Here is a 21,026-nt window from a genome sequence, read left to right as displayed (position 1 = left end):
GCCCCGATGAGCGGAACATGAGTGTAGTCATCCGAGGTATTTCGTGGACATGGCCCTCTCGTCTGCAGTACGAGAGGGCCATGCCGGTCGTGATTCAGATGTTGAAGCCCGGATGGGTCGCGAAGGCGTTGTCGATCACGAGGTTCCCGCGCTGGCGGGCCCGTTCACGCAGCGCCGACGTCGTGCGGGCGCCCTGGGCGTAGAACCACCACAGGTACAGCGCGCCGTACATCCAGGCGCCCTCGTAACCCCAGGTGGAGTCGGCGCCGCTCTTTCCGGCGCCGAAGACCGAACCCGCCGGGAAGTTCGCGTTGTGCGGCTTCCCGCCCTGATGGCGCGATTCGTGGATCAGCGTCTCGGCGCGGCCGGGAACGTCCTTGGAGTACCAGAAACCCAGATACAACTCGATCCGGTCGTCGACGAACGCCCCCTTGAACGAGCGCGCGATGGCACTGCCGTCACCGCAGAGCGAGCGGAGGTCGTCGCAGTTGTCGCGGACGTAGCGGCGTGCCCAGTTCAGCATCGCCCCGGAATAGGCGTCGTTCTCGTAGTCCTGGGCCGAATAGGTCAGGAGGTAGCACGCGTTGAACGTCCGGGCCAGCGGCTTGTCGGTGTTGCACGCGTCTTCCCAGCCGAAGCCGTCGTCCCAGTACTCCTTGTTGCCCGAGAAGCCGTAGGTGTTCCAGAAATAGTCGATGTAGGTCTGATTGCAGATCGATGCACCGTAGAAATTGTCCCCGGTCACGTTCTTGTCCGGCACGGTGTAGCTGCAAGTGGCCATCGGAGATCACCTGTCTGTAGTAAGGAATTCGTTCTGGTTCAGGAGGGCGGCGGCACGTCGTCGGTCCGCTGGTCCTTCACGTACCGGCCGCCGACGGCCTGCGGGACACCGCGGACGTCGACCCGCCGGATGTTCAGCAGGCGCTCGTCCTCGGTGCCGCTGAGCTCCTCGCGCACGCGGGCGGTGAGCTCGGTGTCCCCGGTCTCGGCGATGGCCTGCACCGCCGCCCGCCGCACCGTGAACACCTCGTGCCGGACCTGCCGCAACAGCAGCTCCTTCGCCGCGCTGTCCCCGGCGGATGCCAAGCGCGCCAACGCTTCCACGGCGGTGGTGCGGATGATCACCTCTTCGCCGACGGTGCTGATCCCGTGTGCGGGGTCGTCGGAACGCTCCGGCGGGATCGGCTGGCGCAGCACGTTTTCGAGCGCGGGGACGGCGGCGGCGTGCCGGAGGTCGGTGAGCAGCTGGACCAGGCCCCAGCGTTCGAGGTACTGCTCCTCGGACAGGGCGTCGTACTGCGCGCCGAGCGCCGGGACGACGTCGTCCGCGCGCTCGCGAAGCCGATCGAGGCTTCGCTGGTAATTGCGCTCGGCGTCCTCGCCGGAAGCGGCCATGGTTTCGGCGGCCTGGGTGACCAGTTCGCCGATTTCGCTGTTCGAGAAGCTTCCCAGGCCCGAACTGCCAGGGCCCGCTTCGAGGTTGTCGCCACCCGGGCCCAAGGACGGGGTGTCGGGATTGCGTGGGGTCGGCATGAGGTTCTCCTTCGCAGCGGCGGTGATGCTGACGGAAGGAAGGAACGCGATCCCCGGCGGCAGATACCTGGTTTTCCGAAAAACCGCCCGTTGGGGCAGAACGGGATTTTCACCGCGGGAATCCGAAAAGGATTTTGCTCACCGAAAATGCGGCGGCAGGCGAAAAGTCTTCACGGATTCCCGCTCGTGGTCAATGACGGACGTCGATGACTACGCGGTTCGGCGAGGTCAGCGTGAACACGGTGACCGCCGTCCTCGACCGGACGCCGAGGCCGATGGACAAGGTGCCTTCATAGTCGCCCGTGACCGCGACCGCCATGACGTTGCGCAGATTCCTGGTCCGGAACTTCTGCGGACCGGGATAGGTGGGATTCCCGGCGTCGTCGTGCGCGGCGGCCGGGGTAGCGGTGACCGCGACGAAGAATTCCCCGGTCAGCCAGACGATCTCGCCCGAGCCGTCGGCGATCAGCTCGTCGACGAGGTCGTACCGGACGGCGGGTGCCGGGCCGGCGGTCAGGTCGAGCACGACCCGGTCGAACCCGATGTTCTGGCCGGTGCGGATCCCCGTCATGGTGGGGATCGCCGCTGCCGCGACGGAAGCGGGCGCGGCCGCGGCGATGGCGCCGGTCAGCATGAGGGAGGTGGCGGCGAGCGCTCCGAGCGCGCGCCGGAGGTTGATGGCCATGGCGATGACCTCCTGCCGGAGAGTTGGTTACGGAAAGACGTCCGGTTCGCCGAGGCGGTTGGTATTCTTCGCCTTATCGTTACTGATCGCCGTATAGCCGTCGAGCGATCTCGAAGTCGGCTGAGAAATGGTTTTTCACTTGCCGCGCGAGCGAATGCAGGTAACGGAGATCGCTTTTCGCGGAGGCGATGAGATGTGTGAATCCCCGGTCTTCCTCCCGGTAGCCTTCGTCCTGGGAGCCGAAGACGCACTGCACGTCGACGGTGTCGCCACCCCAGCACAGCGCGCCGAGAAGGTATTGCTCGACAACGAGGTTGTAGTCCTCGAGCGGCGCGAGCCGTTGCCAGGCCGTCCGATTCTCGGCCGACTCCACCATGCGGATGGCGAGATCGGCGTAGTGGCGGAGAAGAGGAACCGCCGTGCCGCCGACGATTCCGGTACACAGCGCGGCTTCCCCGGTGTAGTCGCGGAATTCCTCCGGCAGGAACCCGCCGGTGCTCCGGATCGCCGCGGCGACGGCCGACGGCCGGTAGTAGCCGGCATCGGAAGCCGGTGCGTGCTCGGGATTCTGCGCGACGATCTCCCCGTCAAGCCCGTCCGCGGGGAAGCCCGGCCAGAGGAACACGTCGTTGTCGATGTGCAGGAACGGTTCGCGCTGCTCCCGGTACGCGTGCAACTTCCCGAGCGCCCACCAGGACGGGTGCTGCCCGGCGAGCCCGTTCAGCGACAGGGAAACGTCGTCGAAGGGCAGCCTGAGCCGGGCGACGAGCAATTCGTACCCCCAGTCGTCGGTCACCAACGCGGTCGCGGGGAAGAGGCGGGACGCGAGGCGGAACGACAGGATCCACGACAGCGCGTGGAAGAAGTCGCTGGGCCAGTGTCTTCCGTGCCGCCGCCGGTACGGAGTACTCCAGAACGACCAGACCGCCCGGCGGATCGGGTGCTTGGCCTGGTCACCCGGACGGACCACGCGGACCAGCGGGGGACGCCAGCCCGGCTCGACGACCTCGCCGTATCCGGCGTGCCGGGGGATCCCGGGCGCGAGCAGGCGGCCGCCGATGGCGACCGCTGTGCCGGGGTCGTATCCGTAGTACGGCATCGCGGAGTGGTTCGGGCCGGGGCGGTCGAACGTTACCGGCTAGCGGCGGAATCCGCTGAGGTAGAGCACGGTGACCGCGGTTGCCGTGCCGAGAGTCGTCACGACGAAGGATCCGGTGACCAGATAGAGGCCTCCCACACCGGCCAGTGAAGCCTTGAGCAGCTTCACGATTACGTCGTGCTCGTTGTCAGAGGCTTTCTTGGCCATTGTCGAACCCTCCGCGTGTGGTGTACTAGTACACCGTAGGGCGCGACGACCGGCGAAACCTTCGCCGGTTCTGATCTTTCACGGTCAGGAGGAGTTTCTTGTCGTCGAGTGCGGGCTCTCTGATCGTCGGCCGTTTTCCCGCCGCGTCGCGAATTGTCGATCATCGCCACGATTCACGGAGGGCGTAGTGACAATCCAGCTGGAGGGGGAGTGTCTCGACGGCACGCCTCCGGTCGCCGCGGTCGAGGCCGCGCTGCGCTGGCTCGCGGTCCGTAAGGACGGCCGGCCGCTCAGGTTCCTGCGGTACGCGATCGAAGACCCGGCGAGCGAATCGGCCGCCGTGCTCGATTGCCTGGTCCGGCCGACCGCTTCGATGACCACGGCCGCCCCGGAAGTACGGGCTCTCGCGGTCTGGGGATTGATCCTCGACGAGATCGCGAAGATCGGATCGACCGCCGAGTCCCGGCGCCGCAACACTTTGTGCGCCGCGTTCCGGACAGGGGAGCGGGAGTGGAAGGCGACCCTGGACGACCGTTTCGGTCAATTGAGGGAGCTGCGCGGTGTGTTCGGGGATCCGCCGCCGACGACCACGACGCCGATGCACAAGGCCTGGAGGCGAGCGGTGAGCGACAAGCTGGCCCCTTGCCTGGCAAGGGATCTCGCGATACTCGCGGTCGACGGCGAGGCCTGGCGGCCTTATGTGGAAATCGCTCGGGCCACTTCGCCGGAGCCGAGGGCATCCGGTGGCCGGACACCCTCGGGCGGGGCGCAGCCGGTGTTCCTGGAGCGTCTGCTGGTGGCCGTGGAAATGCGGCGCAGGACAGCCCATCGGAGGCTGACGGTGAGAAACGTGGTCGCTCGCGAGGACGGAGTGGGTGGCTATATGGCGCGGGCTCTGACGGGGTGGACCGGCGATCTGGCGTCCATTCCCGTCAAAGCGATCTTCGGTTGCCATGTCGAGACTTCGCCGGGTGCCCAGCCGGGAGACCCGATGATCGTGGATCTTCGTTTCCCGAAACCGCTGCGCAAAGGGGAGCGGCACGAGTTCATCTCGCTCGCATGTGAAGACGATCCGGACGAGGAACGGTATTGGATCAATGTCGACGTCGACCATCACGGGATCGCGCCGGGTGTCGTCGATGGCGAGGGCAAGGTGACCGGAGGTCTGAGCATCAGCATCACGTTCGACGACTGCGTTCCGGAGGCCTGCTGGTGGTATGCGGAGCAGACCGACTACGAGCGCCTGGTCCGGCCGCCCGCCGGTGATCGGCGTCTGCTCGAAATTCGGCGAGGCGTCGTCGAGCACACGTTTCTGGGACCCTGTCACCCGCGGGAGGAGTATGGCATCGCTTTTCGCTGGCCCCAGCCCTGATCGAAGCGGGCCGCATACGCGATCGATGTGGCCCGCTCCGGCCGCTGGTGGCTAATTGCCGGTGTTGCCGCCGCCGCTGCCCTTGCCGTCGTCGCCATGGATCGTCATCGAAACCTCCCTTGGTGCCTTGAGTACGCGGCGCAACCTATCGGCACTGAGGGTGACAGTTGGTAACGGGGTGTGCTCGGTGTGGAGATCCACTCCCGCTAGGGTGGCGGTGGCTTTTCCCTGGGGCGCCTACGGTTCGGGGAGTCGGACATGGCTGATGAAGAGGATCTGGAGCCTCTGCTCAAGTACGCACGGGAAGGCTGCGTCGGCCTCTCGGTCGTGGTCGTCGTGGCGGAGATGAAGGCGGGTCCGGATGCGACCTTCGCCGAGATGACCGCCGCGCTGCTGTCCGTGGTCGGGACGCTGATCGACCGGGGCGCGGTCCCCGGCGATCTGGTCGACGGGGAACCCTGCTTCGTGGCCTGGCAGGGGTCGAAGAGCGAGATTCTGGGGCGGCTGGCCTGCGAGATCAAGACCTTGGGAGAGATACCGGCCACCGGGGAGGTCTGCTGGATCCACGATCCTGCCGCGACCGAGGCTGACAGAGGTCGCGTGTAGCTCGATGCGCTACAGGTGGCTACACTTGCTGGCATGAAGGTGATCACCCAGCGCGAGTTTCGCAACAACTCCGCTGCCGTCATGGATGCCGTCGAGGCCGGCGAGGTCTACCACGTCACTCGTAACGGTGTCGAAGTAGCTGAGCTGCGGCCGATATCTCGTAGGCGGCGTCTGACCGCCGAGGAACTCGTCCAAAAGCATCGAGGGTTGCCCGCGGTCGCGGCGGCCCAAATGCGGCAAGAGGCTGACGAGTTCTTCGGCACCGAAGATCGTGTCGATTCCGGCGACGTGTGGGAGCGCGGTCGTGGCTGAGCGGCACGAGGCAGGTGTGCTCGACACCTGTACTTACATCGACCTTGGCCTGCTCGAGCCGTCGGCTTTGCCTCGCATGCCGGAACTCACGGCGATCACCATGGCTGAGCTCCATCAAGGAGTGGCGATGGCGAAGGAGCCCGCGGTCCGCGCTGCGCGCACTGAGAAGCTCGGTGCCGCGATCGTCGACTTCGCTCCCTTGCCGTTCGATGGCGACGCGGCCGCCCGTTATGGAACGTTGGTCGCGCTGGTTCTCGCGGCGAACCGGGATCCGAAGCCCCGGCGGATGGATCTGATGATCGCCGCGATCGCGTCCTCGCGGGAACTGCCGCTCTACACTCGCAATGAAGACGACTTCAAGGGTCTGGGCGGCATGGTCGAGGTCGTTGCCATCTGAACTGCTCAGGTCCCCGCGGGCAGTGCGAAACCTGGCGTTGGATCGTCCGCGTGCGAGCCGATGGAATTACTTCCGGTCGCAGATTCTCGTCGGGACAGCTGCCAACCCATTCGCGGATACAGAACAGGGTCGCCGGTTCTCCGGCGACCCTGTTCGTTCAGGCTGCTCTCGTCAGCTCACCAGCCGCGTTCGCGCCACTCCGCCAGGTGCCCCCGCTGCTCACCCAGCGTCGAGTCGTCCCCGTGCCCCGGATAGAACCAGGTCTCGTCCGGCAGTTCGCCGAAGATCCGCGTCTCGACATCGTCCAGCAGCGACGTGAAATCCGAAGGCGACCCGGTCTTCCCGACACCGCCGGGGAACAGCGAGTCGCCGGTGAACAGGTGCGGGTGTCCGTTCGGGTCCTGGTACAGCAGCGCGATGGAGCCGGGCGTGTGGCCGCGCAGGTGGATCACCTCGAGAGTGATCTGCCCGACCTTGAGCGTGTCGCCGTGTTCGACGAGGAAGTCCGGCGGGATCGGCAGCGGCTCGGCGTCCAGCGGGTGGGCGGCGGTGTTCGCGCCGTTCGCGCCGGCGACGGCGCCGAGGGCCTGCCAGTGGTCCTGGTGCTGATGGGTGGTCACGACGGTCCTCAGCGCGGGCCTGTCGGGGCCGTGGCCGATGAGGTCGGAGATCCGTTCCGGGTCGTTCGCCGCGTCGATCAGCAGCGCCTCGTTTTCGGCGCGGCAGACGAGCAGATACGCGTTGTTGTCCATCGGGCCGACCGACAGCTTCGTGATGGTGAGCGCGTCCAGGGTGCGTCGGGCGGCGTCGCCGCCGGGGTCGACATGCCCGGTGTAGGTCTCGACGATGTTCACGCCGCACACGGTAGTCGTCCGCCTGCAATCGGTTCCACCCGCACAGGCGGCGCACAGGTGCACGACGTAGGCTCGCGTCGCCCCGCCAGCCGAACCACAGGACGCTCGTGCCCGACGCCTCGCCGCGCACCCCGCGCAAGATCAGCTGGGACGTCCTTCGCGTGGTCGCCGTCTTCGCGGTCATGCTCGGACACGTCACCCATCAGGGGGCGCTTCTGCATCCGGAACTGGTGGGGTACCCCTTTCGGGTAACCGCCCAGTTCGGTGCCGCCATCCTTTTGGTGATTTCCGCCTTCTTCGTGTGCGCGAGCCTGCGCAAGGGGCGGCCGGGACGGTGGCTGTGGAACCGGGTCGCGCGGCTGGTGCCCGCGTACCTGGTGGCGGTGATCGTCACCTACGTCGTCGCCCGGTACGCGACGATCCGGTTCAGCGGCCTGCCGTTCCCGCCGGGCCTGTCCGGGTTCCTGTTCGGTGTCCCGCAGGGCCCGCCGACCGACCCGTCGCCCTGGTACGTCCCCACCGGTGCCGATCTGCTCGGCAACCTGGGCATGGTCCAGGAATGGGGCTGGCGGTACGAACTCTTCTACTACCTCGACGGCGCCTACTGGACGCTGCCGGTCCAGCTCATCGCGTTCACCGCCGCGGCCCTGCTGTGGCCACGCCGGTGGCGCACCCACCGGCTCACGGTCGCGCTGCTCTGGGCGCTGATCCTGGTCCCGCTCTTCCTCCGGTTCGTCGTCTTCGACCCGGTTTCCACGCCGAAGCTCGTGGAGACCTTCTACTACGGCCTCGGCCTGCACCGGGTCCACGTGTTCGCCATTGGGATCGCGATCTGGCTGTGGGCGAAACGACGGCTGGCGAATTGGCATCTCGCGCTGTTCGTGCTCGCCGCCTGTGCCGCCCAGGACCTGCAGGTCTTCCCCTTCCACCAAGCCCTGCCGAACGACCCCGAGCGCTGGCCGTCGGCCATCGGTTTCGCGATCATGCTGCTGCTGGTGTGCCTGGCCGCGCGCGGGCCGGACTGGCGGTTCCCCGGTCTCGTCAGGGTCGCCCCGGCTGTCACCTGGCTCGCGGGCATCTCGTATGGTCTTTATCTGGTGCACCAGGAACTCGGTTACATCCTGGCCCGTGCCCTGCTGAACGTCGGCGTCCCCGGCTGGCTGCGGCTCCCCATCGTGCTGGCCGCCGCCGTCCTCGGAGGCTGGGCGATCACCGCTGGCGTGGAACGGCCGGTCCACCGGTGGCTCACCGCTCGCCGGGATCGACGCGATAAGCCTGGAAAACCGCAGGTCAAGGACTCGGAACCAGTTTCTGTCGGTGGTGCCTCGTAGCATGGAAGCGGCCGCCCGTGCAGCTATCGACCGGGCCGGCGACCGCAGCTGAGAATGAAACCTGAAGGGACCCTGGCGTGGCTGATCGCCTCGTTGTTCGCGGCGCCCGCGAGCACAACCTCCGCGGTGTGGATCTCGACCTGCCCCGCGACAGCCTGATCGTGTTCACCGGTCTGTCCGGGTCCGGGAAGTCGAGCCTCGCCTTCGACACCATCTTCGCCGAAGGGCAGCGCCGCTACGTCGAGTCGCTGTCGGCGTACGCTCGCCAGTTCCTCGGCCAGATGGACAAGCCGGACGTCGACTTCATCGAGGGCCTCTCGCCCGCGGTGTCGATCGACCAGAAGTCCACCTCGCGCAACCCGCGTTCGACCGTCGGCACCATCACCGAGGTCTACGACTACCTGCGCCTGCTCTACGCCCGCGCCGGCAAGGCGCACTGCCCGCAGTGCGGCGAGGCGATCAGCAAGCAGACCCCGCAGCAGATCGTCGACCAGGTGCTCGCGATGGAGGAAGGCACCCGCTTCCAGGTGCTCGCGCCGGTCGTGCGCGGGCGCAAGGGGGAGTACCTCGACCTCTTCGAGAACCTGCAGCAGCAGGGCTACGCGCGCGTCGTGGTCGACGGGACGATCCACCCGCTCACCGACCCGCCGAAGCTGAAGAAGCAGGAAAAGCACCAGATCGCCGTCATCATCGACAGGCTTTCGGTGAAGACCAGCTCGCGGCAGCGCCTCACCGACTCGGTCGAGACGGCGCTCCGGCTGGCCGACGGCCTGATCGAGCTGGAATTCGTCGACCTGCCGGAGAACGACCCGCATCGTGTGCGCGGTTTCTCCGAGAACCTGGCCTGCCCGAACGGCCACCCGCTGGCGATCGAGGACCTCGAGCCGCGGTCGTTCTCCTTCAACGCCCCGTACGGCGCCTGCCCCGATTGCACCGGTATCGGCGTCCGCAAGGAGGTCGACCCGGAGCTCGTGGTCCCGGACGACGAGCTGTCCCTCGGCGAGGGCGCCATCGCGCCGTGGGCCGGCGGCCAGAGCGCGGACTACTTCATCCGCCTGCTCGAATCGCTGTCGGAGACCATCGGCTTCCGCATGGACACGCCGTGGCGCAAGCTGCCGGCGAAGGTGCAGAAGGCCGTCCTGCACGGCGTCGACGAGCAGGTCCACGTCCGCTACAAGAACCGCTACGGCCGTCAGCGGTCGTACTACGCGAGCTTCGAGGGTGTCATCCCGTTCCTCGAGCGGCGCCAGGAGCAGACCGAGTCCGAGTACATGCGCGAGCGGTACGAGGGCTACATGCGCGAGGTGCCGTGCCCGGCCTGTCAGGGCACGCGGCTCAAGCCGGAGATCCTCGCCGTCACCCTGGAGCACAAGACCCAGGGCGACCGGTCGATCGCCGAGGTCTGCGCCCTTTCGATCGCCGAGGCGTCGCGGTTCCTCGACGAGCTGGAGCTCGGCAAGCGCGAGCAGGTCATCGCCGGCGCGGTGCTCAAGGAGATCCAGGCGCGGCTGCGCTTCCTGCTCGACGTCGGCCTCAACTACCTCTCGCTCGACCGCGCCTCCGGGACGCTGTCCGGCGGCGAGGCACAGCGCATCCGGCTCGCCACGCAGATCGGTTCCGGTCTGGTCGGCGTGCTGTACGTGCTGGACGAGCCGTCGATCGGGCTGCACCAGCGAGACAACCACCGCTTGATCGAGACGCTGGTCCGCCTGCGGGATCTGGGCAACACGCTGATCGTCGTCGAGCACGACGAGGACACCATCCGCTCCAGCGACTGGGTGGTCGACATCGGCCCCGGCGCCGGCGAGCACGGCGGCCACATCGTCCACAGTGGACCGTACAAGAAGATCCTGCGGAACAAGGATTCGATCACCGGCGCGTACCTTTCGGGCCGCACCAAGATCGAGGTCCCGGCGATCCGTCGCCCGGTCGACAAGAAGCGGCAGCTGACCGTCGTCGGCGCGCGCGAGCACAACCTGCGCGGGCTCGACGTGGCCTTCCCGCTCGGCTGCCTCGTGTCGGTCACGGGCGTCTCGGGTTCCGGGAAGTCCACGCTGGTCAACGACATCCTCGCGACCGTGCTGGCGAACAAACTCAACGGAGCGCGCCAGGTCCCGGGCCGGCACACCCGCGTGAACGGGCTGGCGAACGTGGACAAGCTGGTCCGCGTCGACCAGTCGCCGATCGGCCGCACCCCGCGGTCCAACCCGGCGACGTACACCGGCGTCTGGGACCACGTGCGCAAGCTGTTCGCCGCGACCACCGAGGCGAAGGTGCGCGGCTACCAGCAGGGCCGGTTCTCGTTCAACGTCAAGGGCGGCCGGTGCGAGGCCTGCGCCGGTGACGGCACGATCAAGATCGAGATGAATTTCCTGCCGGACGTGTACGTCCCGTGCGAGGTCTGCAAGGGCGACCGGTACAACCGCGAGACCCTCGAGGTGCACTACAAGGGCAAGACCGTCTCCGATGTGCTGAACATGCCGATCGAGGAGGCTGCCGAGTTCTTCGAGCCGATCAAGGCGATCCACCGGCACCTGGCCACCCTCGTCGACGTCGGCCTCGGCTACGTCCGGCTCGGGCAGCCCGCGCCGACGCTGTCCGGCGGTGAGGCGCAGCGCGTCAAGCTCGCCAGCGAACTGCAGAAGCGGTCCACCGGCAAGACGGTCTACATCCTCGACGAGCCGACCACCGGTCTGCACTTCGAGGACATCAGCAAGCTGATCGGCGTGATCAACGGGCTGGTGGACAAGGGCAACACGGTGATCGTCATCGAGCACAACCTCGACGTCATCAAGACCTCGGACTGGATCATCGACATGGGCCCCGAGGGCGGTTCCGGCGGTGGCACCGTGATCGCGGAGGGCACGCCGGAGCACGTCGCTTCGGTGGAGGAGAGCTACACCGGTCAGTTCCTGAAGACCGTTCTCGCGTAGGGGCTCGTGAGTGGTAAGGACGGCTCTAACCGTCCTTACCACTCACGAGGTCCAGCACCGGAGAAGCGGGCCCGTAGTAGAAGGCGCGCAGCCGATACGAGGCGCCTTCTTCGCCCGGCATGGTGGCGAGCCCGGCCGATGTCGTCCCCGGATCGGACACCTCGATCGGCACGAACTCGGCCGCGCCGGGTTTCTTGATCTCCACCAGGAAGCCGTCCTCGTCGCTGGAGCGATCGGCCCAGCTGAACTTCACCATCTCCTCCGGCGCCGGCTCGGCCCGGAACGAAGCCGGGGCGGCCGATCGATCGCCCGCCCGCAGCGGCACGGCGGGGCCGGAAGCGGCGGCGGGGGTCGCGGGGCCGGAAACCGTCACGGCGTCCGAAACGGCGCCGTAGAACGGCCGGATCCGGTAGTAGAACCGCGTTTCCGGCATCAGATCCGGATGCCGGTACGTCGTCTGCCGAGGCGGCACGAACTGCAGGATCGTGTACTCGCCGTGCGGATCGGTCGTGTACTCGACGATCCGCCCCGCGGCGGCCGGATCGTCGTCGGGCCAGCTCAGGTCGACGTTCACCGGATCCGTCAGCGTCGCGGTGAAACCGGGCTCGTCGCCGCAGCCCGAGACGAAGGCGACCGCCAGCAGAACGGCCGCGAGTTTCCTTGGCACGCCGAGACCCTCCCGGGAATCAGGCGGCGGCGGAATCCGGAGGCGTCAGCATACGAGCGCGTCCGATGATCGACAAGACCCCGGTTGAACCGCATCCCCCGGCCGTCCGTGTGGGAGGCAAGAGGAGGCGGCCATGGAGAACCGAGGAGAGGCCGGTGCCGATGCACAGTTCGATCGCGGCGCGCGCCGAACGATCCACTCTGCCCCTGCGGGTTGCAGTACTGTCCTCGCCGACCCAGAAGACCGTCGGGAGGACGCGAGTGGCGATCGGAGGCTGGCGGCCCAAAAAGGCCAAAGGCGAGGACTTGGTCCGGCACTTGTACGCCGAACACGGGCGAAGCCTGCTGGCGTACGCGACAAGGCTGACCGGGGACCGCGCGGCCGCGGAGGACGTCGTGCAGGAGACCTTGGTCCGGGCTTGGAAACATGCCGAAGATCTGGAGAACGACGCGAAGGGATCGGTGCGGGGCTGGCTGCTCACGGTCGCCCGGAACATCATCACCGACCGCGCGCGGGCCAGGGCGGCGCGGCCACCGGAAGTGGCGGAGCCCGCGGAAGGCGTGCCCACCCCGGCGGTGGAGCGGGACCACGCGCAGAGCGTCGTGGACTCGATGGCCGTGCTCGGGGCCATGGACGGCCTGTCCACGGAACATCGTGAGGTACTGGTGGAGATCTACTACCGGGGCCGGACGGTGGCCGAAGCGGCGAAGTCCCTGGGCGTGGCCCCGGGTACCGTTAAGTCGAGATCTTATTACGCGTTACGGGCGCTCAGAGCCGTGATGTCCGGACCCGGGAAGGAGGTAGCGCGATGAGTGCGGTGGGACACGACCAGGGCCAGCTCGCCGCCTACGTCCTGGGCGGCCTGACCCCGGGGGAAGCGGCCACGTTCGAGACGCATCTGGCGAACTGCCCCACGTGCCGTCGTGAGGTGCGCGAGCTGTCGGAGCTGCGCCACCATCTCGACGAGGTGCCGCCGGAGGCGTTCCTCGAAGGACCTCCCGATGGCGGAGATCTGCTCCTGCAGCGCACGCTGCGTCAGGTTCGCGAAGAAGAGGGCGCCCAGGAGCGCAAACCGCGGCGGTTCCTCGCCGTCGCCGGTGCGGCCGTGCTGGTCGTGGTGGCGCTCGGCGCGGGTGTGCTGGTCGGACGGCAGACCTCGCCCGAACCGTCGACGGTGGCTCTGCCGGTGCCGACGGCGACCGCCCCGGTGCCCGGCACCCGCGACCTCGCGGCGACCAACCGGGACACGGGTGTGCAGCTGGCGGTCCGGGTGGTTCCGGCCGCGGGCTGGGTGCGGCTGCACGCCAAGGCGACAGGCGTCCGCGAAGGCGAGAAGTGCGCGCTCGTCGTGGTGACCAAGAGCGGAGAGCGGGTCAACGCCGGCAGCTGGCTCGTTTCGGAGAAGGGACAGCGTGAGGGCACCGGTGTCGACGGTTCCGCGTTGGTCGCCCCCGGCGACGTGGCCTCGGTCGAGGTCGTGACGATGGACGGCCGGAACCTGGTGTCGGCGCAGGCATGACGGGTTCACTCACGGGTCGCGGAGGCGGTTGGTACCGCTTCCGCGACACGTGGGTGCTGCCCGCGTCGCCCAAGGCGGTTTTCGACGCGGTCGTCGACTTGGCCGCGTATCCGTTGTGGTGGCGCGACGTGCGTTCGGTCAGCCGGGTCGACGACGACACCGCCGAACTCGTCTGCCGCTCCAGGCTGCCGTACGCGCTGACCGTACGGATGCACCGAGACCGCCAGGACGAGCGTGAGGGACGGCTGCGAGTGCTGCTCAGCGGTGACCTCGAAGGGACGCTGGCCGGTGCGCTGGTCGCGGTGGGAAGCGGCACCAGACTGGAGATCACGCAGGAGGTCGAGGCGCGGAAACCGTTGCTGCGCAAGCTCGATCGCGTCGCCAGGCCGGTCTTCCGGATCAACCACGCGCTCATGATGCGGCGCGGGCAACACGGATTGCGGGGGTACCTGGGGCGCTAGGCTCAGGCCATGCGTGTCGCCACCGTGCAGCCGTTCACCGTCCCGGCGGACCTTTCCGCGAACATCGCCGAACACGGCAGGCTCCTCCGGATCGCGGACGCCGACCTCTGCGTGTTCCCCGAACTCTCCCTGACCGGTCTGGAATTCGAGGCGCTCGCCGCCGATCCGGCACTCTGGCTGACGCCGGACGACCGACGTCTCGAACCGCTTCGGGAGGCTTGCCGGGCGAGCGCCGTCCACGCCGTCATCGGACTGCCCCTGGTGGAGGACGGCCGCCGGTACATCGGTTCGCTCGTCCTCGGCCCCGGCGGGGAAACCGTTGCCACCTATGCGAAACGGAACCTGCACAACTGCGAGGAAGAGCTCTTCGAACCGGGCAGGCGGCAGGTGATCGTCGAGGTCGGCGGCAGGCGCCTCGGGCTGGCGATCTGTCTCGACGCCGCGAATCCGGACCACGCGCGGGAACTCGCCGAGGCGGGCGCCGAGGTCTACGTCCTCAGCGCGCTCTTCAGCGAGGGCCAGGAAGACCGGTTGCTCGATCAGGTCGGCGTCGCGGCCGGATACGGGATGTGGGTGGTGCTTTCCCAGTACTCCGGCAAGACCGGCGGCATGGCCGCGTTCGGCGGCAGCGGGGTCTGGAAACCCGGAGGCGCCGCCGAGGTGCGTCTCGGCGGCGAGGTCTCCGAGTGGGCTTACGCGACGATCGCTTCCTGAGCCTTCCGGGCGCGAAGGAGCACCGTCGCGGCGAAGACCGCGAGAGCGAGCAGACCGGCGCTCAACGCGTACGCGGCCCGATACCCGCTAGCGAGCGCTTCGGGCATCGTGGCTCCTTCGGCCAGCACCGATCCGGTGCGCGAAGCGGCGGTGGTCGCGAGCACGGCGGTCCCGATCGCCGCGCCGATCTGCTGCGTGGTGTTGATCAGCCCCGAAGCGACACCGGCGTCGGCGGGCGCGACATCCGACATCGCCTGCCCCATCAGCGCCGGCATCGCCGCGCCGAACCCGACGCCCATCAGCACGAGTGCGGGCAGGACGTCCGTCGCGTAGTCGCCGTCGGCCTGGGCGGTGGCGAGGAAGCCGAGCGCCAGCGCGACCAGCGAGAGCCCGCCGATGAGTACCGTTCGTGCCCCGAAGCGGTGGTTCAGCCGCTCGGCGAAGACCAGCGACATCACCGCGATCGAAAGCGGAGCGGGCAGGAAGGCGAACCCGGTGCTCAACGCGTCGAGCTGGAGCACACGCTGCAGGTAGAGCGCGGTGATGAACTGGAAACCGAACAATCCGGCCACCATCAGGACCATCACCGTGTTCGCCCCGGACACCGCGCGGAGGCGGAAGATCCGCAGCGGCAGCAGCGGCCGGCGTGCCTTCGCCTGCCGGAGCACGAACCCGGCGAGCAGGAGCAGCGACACCGCGAGCAGGCCGAGCGTGCGGGCGTCGGCCCAGGTGTACTCCTCGGCCTTGACGATCGTGTAGACCAGCAGCATCAGGCCGCCGGTGACCAGCCCGGCACCGGTGACGTCCGTGCCGTCGCGCAGGCCGGGGCCTCGATCGTCCGCGAGCAGCCGGACGGCGAGCGCCAGCGCGATCGCGCCGATCGGCAGGTTGACGAAGAACGTCCAGTGCCAGTCGAGCAGCTGGGTGAGCGTGCCGCCCGCGATGAGCCCGATCGACGATCCGGCGGCCTGGGTGAAGCTGTAGACGCCGATGGCCTTCGCCCGTGCCCGCGGTTCCGGGTAGAGCGTGGTGATCATGCCGAGTACGACGGCCGACGCCAGCGCGCCACCGGCCCCCTGCAGGAAGCGGAACCCGATGAGCTGCGCCTGGTCCTGCGCGATTCCGCAGAGCAGCGAGGCGAGTGTGAACAGGCTGAGGCCGGTGACAAAGACCCGTTTCCGGCCGATCAGGTCGCCCAGCCTGCCGGACAGCAGGAGCAGCCCGGCGAAGGCGATCAGGTAGGCGTTGACGACCCAGGCCAGCGTCGAGGGCGTGAAGCCGAGGTCGTTCTGGATCGCGGGCAGCGCGACGGCGACGATCGAGCCGTCGAGGACGACCATCAGCGAGACGGCGCAGAGGACGGCGAGGGCGAAAGCGCGCATGGTGATCCTTCGAGATTTCCCCAGGTGATGCCTTGGTGCATCACTTGTAACAGCGCCCATCTTGTGTGACTCTGTTCCTCGCCGGAAGGAGGCACTTTCATGTCCCAGGGGAACACCGATGTGACCGCGCAGGCCAGGGTCGTCGATCCCGAAAAACTCGAGGTGTGCACTGTGCTCGAGGTGATCAACCGGATCAGCGGCAAGTGGGCGATCGGCATCCTGCTGGAGGCCACCCGCGGCCCGGTGCGGTTCACCGAGCTGGAGCGCTCGGTGGAGGGGATCAGCAGGCGGATGCTCACCCTGACGTTGCGGAACCTCGAACGCGACGGCCTGCTCGAACGCACCGTGTACCCGACGGTGCCGCCGAAGGTGGAGTACGAGGCCACGCCGATGGCGAAGGAGCTGTACGCGTCGCTGAGCGGCTTGCTGACCTGGGCCGAGCGTCACCGCGACTCGATCGCCGCGTCCCGTGTCGTGTACGACGAGAAGGTCAGCGCCTGACGTCCGCCGCGTGCACGGCCCGCTGGACGTGCGAGCACAGCATGGCGAAGTACATCTTGTGGAACGGCAGGTCCGTGCTGTTCTTCGCGGACCAGCTTTCCCAGAGCCCGCCCGGCCGCAGATAGCGTGACGTGTACGCGGTCGTGAGGTCGGCGTCGATGTGGTGCAGGGCCGCGAGCGCCCATTCCTGGTCGTAGCGCAGATCCGGCCGCGCGAGGTAATGGTCCAGATAGGACACGAGGATCTCGGCGTCGGCGATCGTGCCGAACCGGGCGAGCGCGAAACAGTAGCCTTGCCCGGCGAAGACCAGGCCGCTTTCCAGGAACAGTTCCCGGATGCGGCTTCGCCACGCGGTGCGGCGGTCGACGCCGATCAGCCAGGCCGCGGTGATCCGGGGCCGCCAGTCCGCGGCGAGCAGTTCGCCCAGTTCGTCGTCGGTGATGGTCCGCGCGTCCTCCACGAGGTCGCGCAGGAACCGCTCGCGTTCGGGGTCGGTCATCATCCCGGCGAAGTTGCCGTGCAGCAGCTTCGAGTACCGCGAGAGCACGTAGCGGTCGATGGCGTCCGGCATGCCGTTCAGCTTCCCAGAAAAGAGGAACCGCGGTGCGAGGACGGGGGCCCCTCGCACCGCGGTTCCGGTCTGTCGCCGGGCGCTACGCGTGCGCCACGGCCTTCTCCCTGTCGCCGCCGGGATCCTTCGGCGTGTCGGAATGGTCGTCGATCAGCGTGGCTTCGTCGAACGGGGCCTGGCCGCTGAAGACCCGGTTGGCCTGATCCCGGTCGAACTCCTTGGTCCAGGTGCCGACCAGGACGGTCGCGACGGCGTTGCCCGCGAAGTTGGTCAGCGCGCGGGCCTCGGACATGAACCGGTCGATGCCGAGGATGAACCCGACGCCGTCGACCAGTTCCGGCCGGTGCGACTGGAGACCGCCCGCGAGGGTGGCGATCCCTGCGCCGCTCACGCCCGCCGCGCCCTTCGACGCGATGATCATGAACAGCAGCAAGGAGATCTGCTCGCCGACGCCCAGCGGCTGGTCCTGCGCGCTGGCGATGAACAGCGTCGCCATCGTCAGGTAGATGGCCGTGCCGTCGAGGTTGAACGAATAGCCGGTGGGCACGGTGATGCCGACGACCGGTTTGGACACCCCGAGGTGCTCCATCTTCGCGATCAGCCGCGGCAGCGCCGACTCGGACGACGACGTCGACAGGATCAGCAGGAACTCGCGGCCGAGATAACGCAACAGGGTGAAGATGTTGATCCGCGCGCCGATCCAGAGCACCGAGCCGAGCACGCCGAACACGAACACCAGGCAGGTCAGGTAGAAGCCGATCATGATGACGGCGAGGCTGCGAAGCGCGCCCCAGCCGGTTTCACCGACCACCGCGGCGATCGCGCCGAACGCGCCGACCGGGGCGGCCCACATGATCATGGCCAGGATCCGGAACACGAGCCGCTGGATGTGCTCGATGCCGCGGCGGATCGGCTCGCCCTTGGTGCCCAGTTTCTGCACGGCGAAGCCGGCGAGGAGCGCGACCAGGAGTGTCTGCAGCACCTGGCCTTCGGTGAACGCGGAACCGAAGCTGGTGGGGATGATGCCCATGAGGAAGTCGACGGTGCCTTCGCCGCCTTCGGCCTGCTTGTGCGCCTTCGCTGCAGCGGCCGGGTCGAGGTGCAGGCCCTCACCCGGGTGCAGGAGGTTGCCCACGACGAGGCCGATCGCGAGCGCGAACGTCGACATCATCAGGAAGTAGCCGAGCGACAGCAACCCGACCTTGCCGACCTTCGCGGCCTTCGCCACCGATCCGATGCCGAGCACGATGGTGCAGAAGATGATGGGGGAGATCATCATCTTGATCAGGTTGACGAAGCCCGTGCCGAGCGGCTTGAGCTCCTTGGCCAGACCCGGCGCCGCGAACCCGACGATGACGCCGAGGACGACCGCCGCGATCACGGCCAGGTACAGGTAGTGCATCTTGTCGCGGCGTCGTGGCGCCGCTTCCGGCGTTGTAGGCACCTTTGCCTCCAGCTCAGGGGGATGTCCGTGGGATTGCCGGTCACTATCACCCGGGCTGGTGAGCTGGGTCACGGTTGTGTTCATTGAGTTCGTACGAGTGTCATTTAGGGAATTCCGCCCGGCCGTGTGGAGCGACCTCGGCGTGGGTGTGCTGGTATGGGCGGGTGCCCTCGACGACGCGGATCCGGACCAGGCGCGGCAGTCTCGCCCGTCAGCTGCTGATTCTGCAGCTCGTGGTGCTTTTCGTGCTCGTCGCGGCCGGGGTGACCTTCGCGTACCTCGATTCGGTCAGGGCCACCGAAGACCGGGCGCGGGACAAGGTGACCGCGGTCGCCGAAGCGGTGGCGGACGCCCCCGGCGTGCTGGCCGCACTGTCCACATCGGAGCCGACGCGGACGCTGCAGCCGTTCGCGCAGAGTGTCCGCGCGGACACGGACGTGGACTTCGTGACCATCATGGACAAGAACGGTATCCGCTACACGCACCCGAATCCGGCGCTGATCGGGCAGCGGTTCATCGGCAACATCGGCGAGGCGCAACGCGGCGGCAAGGTCGTCGAGACCTACGCCGGTTCGCTCGGCCCGTCCGAACGCGTCGTGGTCCCGGTGCGCGGCGCCGCCGGGCAGGTCGTCGCGCTGGTGTCGGTCGGCATCACGGTCGAAGCGATCGACGCGGAACTGCGGGAACGGCTGTGGCCGCTGCTCGGGGTCGCGGCGGCGGTACTGGTGGTCGGCGGAATCGGCAGCTATCTGGTCAGCGCCCGGCTCCGGCGGCAGACCAGGGGGATCGCGCCGGAGGAACTGAGCAACCTGTTCGAGTACCACGAAGCCGTGCTGCATTCCGTGCGCGAGGGGCTGCTGCTCGTCGGCGGGGACGGGCGGGTGGTGCTGTGCAACGACGGAGCGCGGGCGCTGCTGGGCGTCGACGAGGACGTCGTCGGCCGCGAACTGTCCGAATTGGACATTCCCGAGGATCTCGTCGAAGCGTTCGCTTCGGGCGAGGAGCGCACCGACGAACTGCATCTCACCGACGCCAGGGTGCTCGTGGTCAGCACGTCGCCGGTGCGCTCGCGCGGGAAGGCGATGGGCACCGTGGTGATCCTGCGCGACCACACGGAACTCCAGGCGCTGACCGGGGAACTGACCACGGTGCGCGGACTGGCCGAGGCGCTGCGGTCGCAGGCGCACGAAGCGGCGAACCGGCTCCACACCGTCGTTTCGCTGGTCGAGATCGGCCGCCCCGAACAGGCCGTCGAATTCGCGACCGAAGAACTCGCGCTGGCGCAGGAACTCACCGACCGTGTGGTCGGCGCGGTCGCCGAACCCGTGCTCGCGGCGCTGCTGCTGGGCAAGGCGGCGGAGGCGAGCGAACGCGGCGTCGAGTTCACGATCACGCCCGACACCGTCATGGAGGATTCGGACACCGGCGTCCCGCCGCGCGACCTGGTGACCATCCTCGGCAACCTGATCGACAACGGCATCGACGCGGCGGCGGGGAACGCCGGCCACGGCGGACGGCCCGGCGTCGAGGTCACCGTGCGGTCCGGCGCCGAAGGGCTGCTGCTGCGGGTCGCGGACACCGGGCCCGGCGTGGACGACGTCGAGGACGTGTTCCGGCGCGGGTGGTCCACCAAACCCGAGGACGGGCACGGGCTCGGGCTGGCGCTGGTGGGTCAGGCGGTGCGGCGGCACAGTGGGACGATCGACGTCGGCCGCGACGAGGGCGCGGTGTTCACCGTGTGCCTGCCGCCGAAGGAGCCCGCCCGATGATCAAGGTGCTGGTCGTCGAGGACGAACCGGTGGCCGCCGACGCGCATCGGGTGTACGTGGAGCGGATGCCGGGCTTCACCGTGGCCGGGGTCGTGCACTCCGGCGGGGACGCCCTGCGGTTCTGTGAACGCGAACCGGTCGACCTGGTCCTGCTGGACTTCTATCTGCCGGACACGCACGGCCTCGCCGTCTGCCGGTCGCTGCGCGCGGCCGGACTCCCGATCGACGTCATCGCCGTGACCTCGGCGCGGGATCTGGCGCTGGTGAAGGCCGCCGTGTCGGTCGGCGTGGTGCAGTACCTGCTGAAACCGTTCACTTTCGCCTCACTGCGGGAGAAATTGGAGCGCTACGCGGAGTTCCACGGCGCTTCGGGCGAAGTCACCGGACAGGCCGAGATCGACCGCGCGCTCGGCACCCTGCGCACCACCGAGCGGCAGGCGCTGCCGAAGGGGATGAGCGCGCAGACCCTGGAGGCGATCACCGAAGTCCTCGCCTCGGCCGCCGACGGCCTCTCCGCCGGAGCGGCCGCGACCGCCATCGGCGCCTCCCGCGTCACCGCGCGCCGCTACCTCGAATACCTCGCCGACAACGGCCTCGCCCAGCGCGAGCCCCGCTACGGACAGGTCGGCCGCCCCGAGGTCTGGTACAAGCCGAAAATCGTATAACGAC

24 protein-coding genes are annotated in these 21,026 nt (G+C 68.2%); 13 read left to right on the top strand and 11 right to left on the bottom strand.

What is annotated here, in order from left to right; translation table 11 throughout:
* Positions 1-94: 94 nt before the first annotated feature.
* The 5 genes from AORI_RS66555 to AORI_RS83925 all read right to left on the bottom strand — a co-directional run bounded on the left by AORI_RS66555 (position 95) and on the right by AORI_RS83925 (position 3,524).
* Complete coding sequence (locus AORI_RS66555) at positions 95-781, bottom strand: hypothetical protein (RefSeq protein WP_016335439.1); 687 nt, start codon at positions 779-781, stop codon at positions 95-97.
* 38 nt (positions 782-819) lie between these two features.
* Positions 820-1,533: a HEAT repeat domain-containing protein gene (locus tag AORI_RS66550; RefSeq protein WP_016335438.1), complete on the bottom strand. Its 714-nt coding sequence runs from the start codon at positions 1,531-1,533 to the stop codon at positions 820-822.
* A 190-nt stretch (positions 1,534-1,723) separates the two neighbouring features.
* The gene (locus AORI_RS66545; RefSeq protein WP_016335437.1) at positions 1,724-2,218 is read right to left on the bottom strand and encodes an AMIN-like domain-containing (lipo)protein; all 495 of its coding nucleotides are present in this window, start codon (positions 2,216-2,218) and stop codon (positions 1,724-1,726) included.
* Positions 2,219-2,297: 79 nt separating this feature from the next.
* Positions 2,298-3,317, bottom strand: coding sequence for a DUF6734 family protein (locus tag AORI_RS66540; RefSeq protein WP_016335436.1), 1,020 nt, complete (start codon positions 3,315-3,317; stop codon positions 2,298-2,300).
* A 39-nt stretch (positions 3,318-3,356) separates the two neighbouring features.
* Positions 3,357-3,524 (bottom strand): hypothetical protein, encoded by a 168-nt coding sequence (locus AORI_RS83925; RefSeq protein ID WP_167337775.1) that lies wholly within the window; start codon positions 3,522-3,524, stop codon positions 3,357-3,359.
* A gap of 187 nt (positions 3,525-3,711) precedes the next feature.
* Here AORI_RS83925 and AORI_RS66535 point away from each other — a divergent pair, with 187 nt between their 5' ends.
* Positions 3,712-4,896 carry a hypothetical protein gene (locus AORI_RS66535; protein WP_016335435.1) on the top strand — a complete coding sequence of 395 codons (1,185 nt, stop codon included), beginning with the start codon at positions 3,712-3,714 and terminating at the stop codon, positions 4,894-4,896.
* Between the two features lie 51 nt (positions 4,897-4,947).
* Here the strand turns inward: AORI_RS66535 and AORI_RS83705 are convergent, their stop codons facing one another.
* A complete protein-coding gene (locus AORI_RS83705; protein ID WP_158509139.1) occupies positions 4,948-5,097 on the bottom strand; it encodes a hypothetical protein in 150 nt (49 codons plus the stop codon).
* 57 nt (positions 5,098-5,154) lie between these two features.
* On the opposite strand from AORI_RS83705, the gene AORI_RS66530 reads away from it, so the two are divergent.
* From AORI_RS66530 to AORI_RS66520, 3 genes are read left to right on the top strand one after another with little or no spacing between them, the layout of a single operon-like run.
* Positions 5,155-5,502, top strand: coding sequence for a hypothetical protein (locus AORI_RS66530; protein WP_016335434.1), 348 nt, complete (start codon positions 5,155-5,157; stop codon positions 5,500-5,502).
* Positions 5,503-5,535: 33 nt separating this feature from the next.
* On the top strand, positions 5,536-5,814 hold the full coding sequence (locus AORI_RS66525) for a type II toxin-antitoxin system Phd/YefM family antitoxin (protein ID WP_016335433.1): 279 nt from the start codon (positions 5,536-5,538) through the stop codon (positions 5,812-5,814).
* On the top strand, positions 5,807-6,211 hold the full coding sequence (locus tag AORI_RS66520; RefSeq protein ID WP_043848226.1) for a type II toxin-antitoxin system VapC family toxin: 405 nt from the start codon (positions 5,807-5,809) through the stop codon (positions 6,209-6,211). Before AORI_RS66525 ends, AORI_RS66520 begins: the two co-directional genes overlap by 8 nt.
* 176 nt (positions 6,212-6,387) lie before the next feature.
* On the opposite strand, the gene AORI_RS66515 is transcribed toward AORI_RS66520, so the two are convergent.
* A complete protein-coding gene (locus AORI_RS66515; RefSeq protein WP_043848225.1) occupies positions 6,388-7,065 on the bottom strand; it encodes an MBL fold metallo-hydrolase in 678 nt (225 codons plus the stop codon).
* 107 nt (positions 7,066-7,172) lie between these two features.
* On the opposite strand from AORI_RS66515, the gene AORI_RS66510 reads away from it, so the two are divergent.
* Both AORI_RS66510 and uvrA read left to right on the top strand, forming a co-directional pair.
* Entirely contained in the window at positions 7,173-8,396 is a 1,224-nt protein-coding gene (locus AORI_RS66510; protein WP_016335430.1) for an acyltransferase family protein, read from the top strand.
* Positions 8,397-8,473: 77 nt separating this feature from the next.
* Positions 8,474-11,329, top strand: coding sequence for an excinuclease ABC subunit UvrA (gene uvrA, locus AORI_RS66505; RefSeq protein WP_016335429.1), 2,856 nt, complete (start codon positions 8,474-8,476; stop codon positions 11,327-11,329).
* A 25-nt stretch (positions 11,330-11,354) separates the two neighbouring features.
* Here the strand turns inward: uvrA and AORI_RS66500 are convergent, their stop codons facing one another.
* The gene (locus AORI_RS66500; RefSeq protein WP_016335428.1) at positions 11,355-11,996 is read right to left on the bottom strand and encodes a fibronectin type III domain-containing protein; all 642 of its coding nucleotides are present in this window, start codon (positions 11,994-11,996) and stop codon (positions 11,355-11,357) included.
* A 260-nt stretch (positions 11,997-12,256) separates the two neighbouring features.
* Here AORI_RS66500 and AORI_RS66495 point away from each other — a divergent pair, with 260 nt between their 5' ends.
* From AORI_RS66495 to AORI_RS66480, 4 genes are read left to right on the top strand one after another with little or no spacing between them, the layout of a single operon-like run.
* The gene (locus tag AORI_RS66495; RefSeq protein ID WP_016335427.1) at positions 12,257-12,808 is read left to right on the top strand and encodes a sigma-70 family RNA polymerase sigma factor; all 552 of its coding nucleotides are present in this window, start codon (positions 12,257-12,259) and stop codon (positions 12,806-12,808) included.
* Positions 12,805-13,515, top strand: a complete 711-nt coding sequence (locus AORI_RS66490) for an anti-sigma factor family protein (RefSeq protein WP_016335426.1) — start codon at positions 12,805-12,807, stop codon at positions 13,513-13,515. The genes AORI_RS66495 and AORI_RS66490 overlap by 4 nt, the downstream gene beginning before the upstream one ends.
* Positions 13,512-13,976, top strand: a complete 465-nt coding sequence (locus AORI_RS66485) for an SRPBCC family protein (protein WP_016335425.1) — start codon at positions 13,512-13,514, stop codon at positions 13,974-13,976. Before AORI_RS66490 ends, AORI_RS66485 begins: the two co-directional genes overlap by 4 nt.
* Positions 13,977-13,985: 9 nt before the next feature.
* Positions 13,986-14,690, top strand: coding sequence for a carbon-nitrogen hydrolase family protein (locus AORI_RS66480; RefSeq protein WP_016335424.1), 705 nt, complete (start codon positions 13,986-13,988; stop codon positions 14,688-14,690).
* On the opposite strand, the gene AORI_RS66475 is transcribed toward AORI_RS66480, so the two are convergent.
* Complete coding sequence (locus tag AORI_RS66475) at positions 14,669-16,072, bottom strand: MFS transporter (protein ID WP_016335423.1); 1,404 nt, start codon at positions 16,070-16,072, stop codon at positions 14,669-14,671. The two genes, AORI_RS66480 and AORI_RS66475, sit on opposite strands and share 22 nt — an antisense overlap.
* 99 nt (positions 16,073-16,171) lie before the next feature.
* On the opposite strand from AORI_RS66475, the gene AORI_RS66470 reads away from it, so the two are divergent.
* Positions 16,172-16,573 (top strand): winged helix-turn-helix transcriptional regulator, encoded by a 402-nt coding sequence (locus AORI_RS66470; protein WP_016335422.1) that lies wholly within the window; start codon positions 16,172-16,174, stop codon positions 16,571-16,573.
* Here the strand turns inward: AORI_RS66470 and AORI_RS66465 are convergent.
* Together AORI_RS66465 and AORI_RS66460 are read right to left on the bottom strand one after the other, a co-directional pair.
* Positions 16,563-17,144, bottom strand: a complete 582-nt coding sequence (locus AORI_RS66465; RefSeq protein WP_016335421.1) for a DUF6000 family protein — start codon at positions 17,142-17,144, stop codon at positions 16,563-16,565. The two genes, AORI_RS66470 and AORI_RS66465, sit on opposite strands and share 11 nt — an antisense overlap.
* Positions 17,145-17,226: 82 nt before the next feature.
* Positions 17,227-18,546 (bottom strand): C4-dicarboxylate transporter DctA, encoded by a 1,320-nt coding sequence (locus AORI_RS66460; RefSeq protein WP_016335420.1) that lies wholly within the window; start codon positions 18,544-18,546, stop codon positions 17,227-17,229.
* Positions 18,547-18,752: 206 nt separating this feature from the next.
* Between AORI_RS66460 and AORI_RS66455 the strand changes: the two genes are divergently transcribed.
* Positions 18,753-20,357 (top strand): ATP-binding protein, encoded by a 1,605-nt coding sequence (locus AORI_RS66455; protein WP_016335419.1) that lies wholly within the window; start codon positions 18,753-18,755, stop codon positions 20,355-20,357.
* Positions 20,354-21,022, top strand: a complete 669-nt coding sequence (locus AORI_RS66450) for a response regulator (protein ID WP_016335418.1) — start codon at positions 20,354-20,356, stop codon at positions 21,020-21,022. The genes AORI_RS66455 and AORI_RS66450 overlap by 4 nt, the downstream gene beginning before the upstream one ends.
* Positions 21,023-21,026 lie beyond the last annotated feature (4 nt).

Origin of the sequence: Amycolatopsis keratiniphila (assembly GCF_000400635.2) — a bacterium.
Classification (GTDB): domain Bacteria; phylum Actinomycetota; class Actinomycetes; order Mycobacteriales; family Pseudonocardiaceae; genus Amycolatopsis; species Amycolatopsis keratiniphila.
The sequence above is the reverse complement of the archived record's forward strand: the minus strand, read 5'-3'. Positions and strand labels throughout refer to the sequence as shown.

Bases quoted from the DNA above. Each gene is read 5' to 3' on its own strand.
- AORI_RS66555 (WP_016335439.1), bottom strand. From the start codon at position 781: ATGGCCACTTGCAGCTACACCGTGCCGGACAAGAACGTGACCGGGGAC.
- AORI_RS66550 (WP_016335438.1), bottom strand. From the start codon at position 1,533: ATGCCGACCCCACGCAATCCCGACACCCCGTCCTTGGGCCCGGGTGGC.
- AORI_RS66545 (WP_016335437.1), bottom strand. From the start codon at position 2,218: ATGGCCATCAACCTCCGGCGCGCGCTCGGAGCGCTCGCCGCCACCTCC.
- AORI_RS66540 (WP_016335436.1), bottom strand. From the start codon at position 3,317: ATGCCGTACTACGGATACGACCCCGGCACAGCGGTCGCCATCGGCGGC.
- AORI_RS83925 (WP_167337775.1), bottom strand. From the start codon at position 3,524: ATGGCCAAGAAAGCCTCTGACAACGAGCACGACGTAATCGTGAAGCTG.
- AORI_RS66530 (WP_016335434.1), top strand. From the start codon at position 5,155: ATGGCTGATGAAGAGGATCTGGAGCCTCTGCTCAAGTACGCACGGGAA.
- AORI_RS66525 (WP_016335433.1), top strand. From the start codon at position 5,536: ATGAAGGTGATCACCCAGCGCGAGTTTCGCAACAACTCCGCTGCCGTC.
- AORI_RS66490 (WP_016335426.1), top strand. From the start codon at position 12,805: ATGAGTGCGGTGGGACACGACCAGGGCCAGCTCGCCGCCTACGTCCTG.
- AORI_RS66485 (WP_016335425.1), top strand. From the start codon at position 13,512: ATGACGGGTTCACTCACGGGTCGCGGAGGCGGTTGGTACCGCTTCCGC.
- AORI_RS66480 (WP_016335424.1), top strand. From the start codon at position 13,986: ATGCGTGTCGCCACCGTGCAGCCGTTCACCGTCCCGGCGGACCTTTCC.
- AORI_RS66475 (WP_016335423.1), bottom strand. From the start codon at position 16,072: ATGCGCGCTTTCGCCCTCGCCGTCCTCTGCGCCGTCTCGCTGATGGTC.
- AORI_RS66470 (WP_016335422.1), top strand. From the start codon at position 16,172: ATGTCCCAGGGGAACACCGATGTGACCGCGCAGGCCAGGGTCGTCGAT.
- AORI_RS66465 (WP_016335421.1), bottom strand. From the start codon at position 17,144: ATGCCGGACGCCATCGACCGCTACGTGCTCTCGCGGTACTCGAAGCTG.
- AORI_RS66460 (WP_016335420.1), bottom strand. From the start codon at position 18,546: ATGCACTACCTGTACCTGGCCGTGATCGCGGCGGTCGTCCTCGGCGTC.
- AORI_RS66450 (WP_016335418.1), top strand. From the start codon at position 20,354: ATGATCAAGGTGCTGGTCGTCGAGGACGAACCGGTGGCCGCCGACGCG.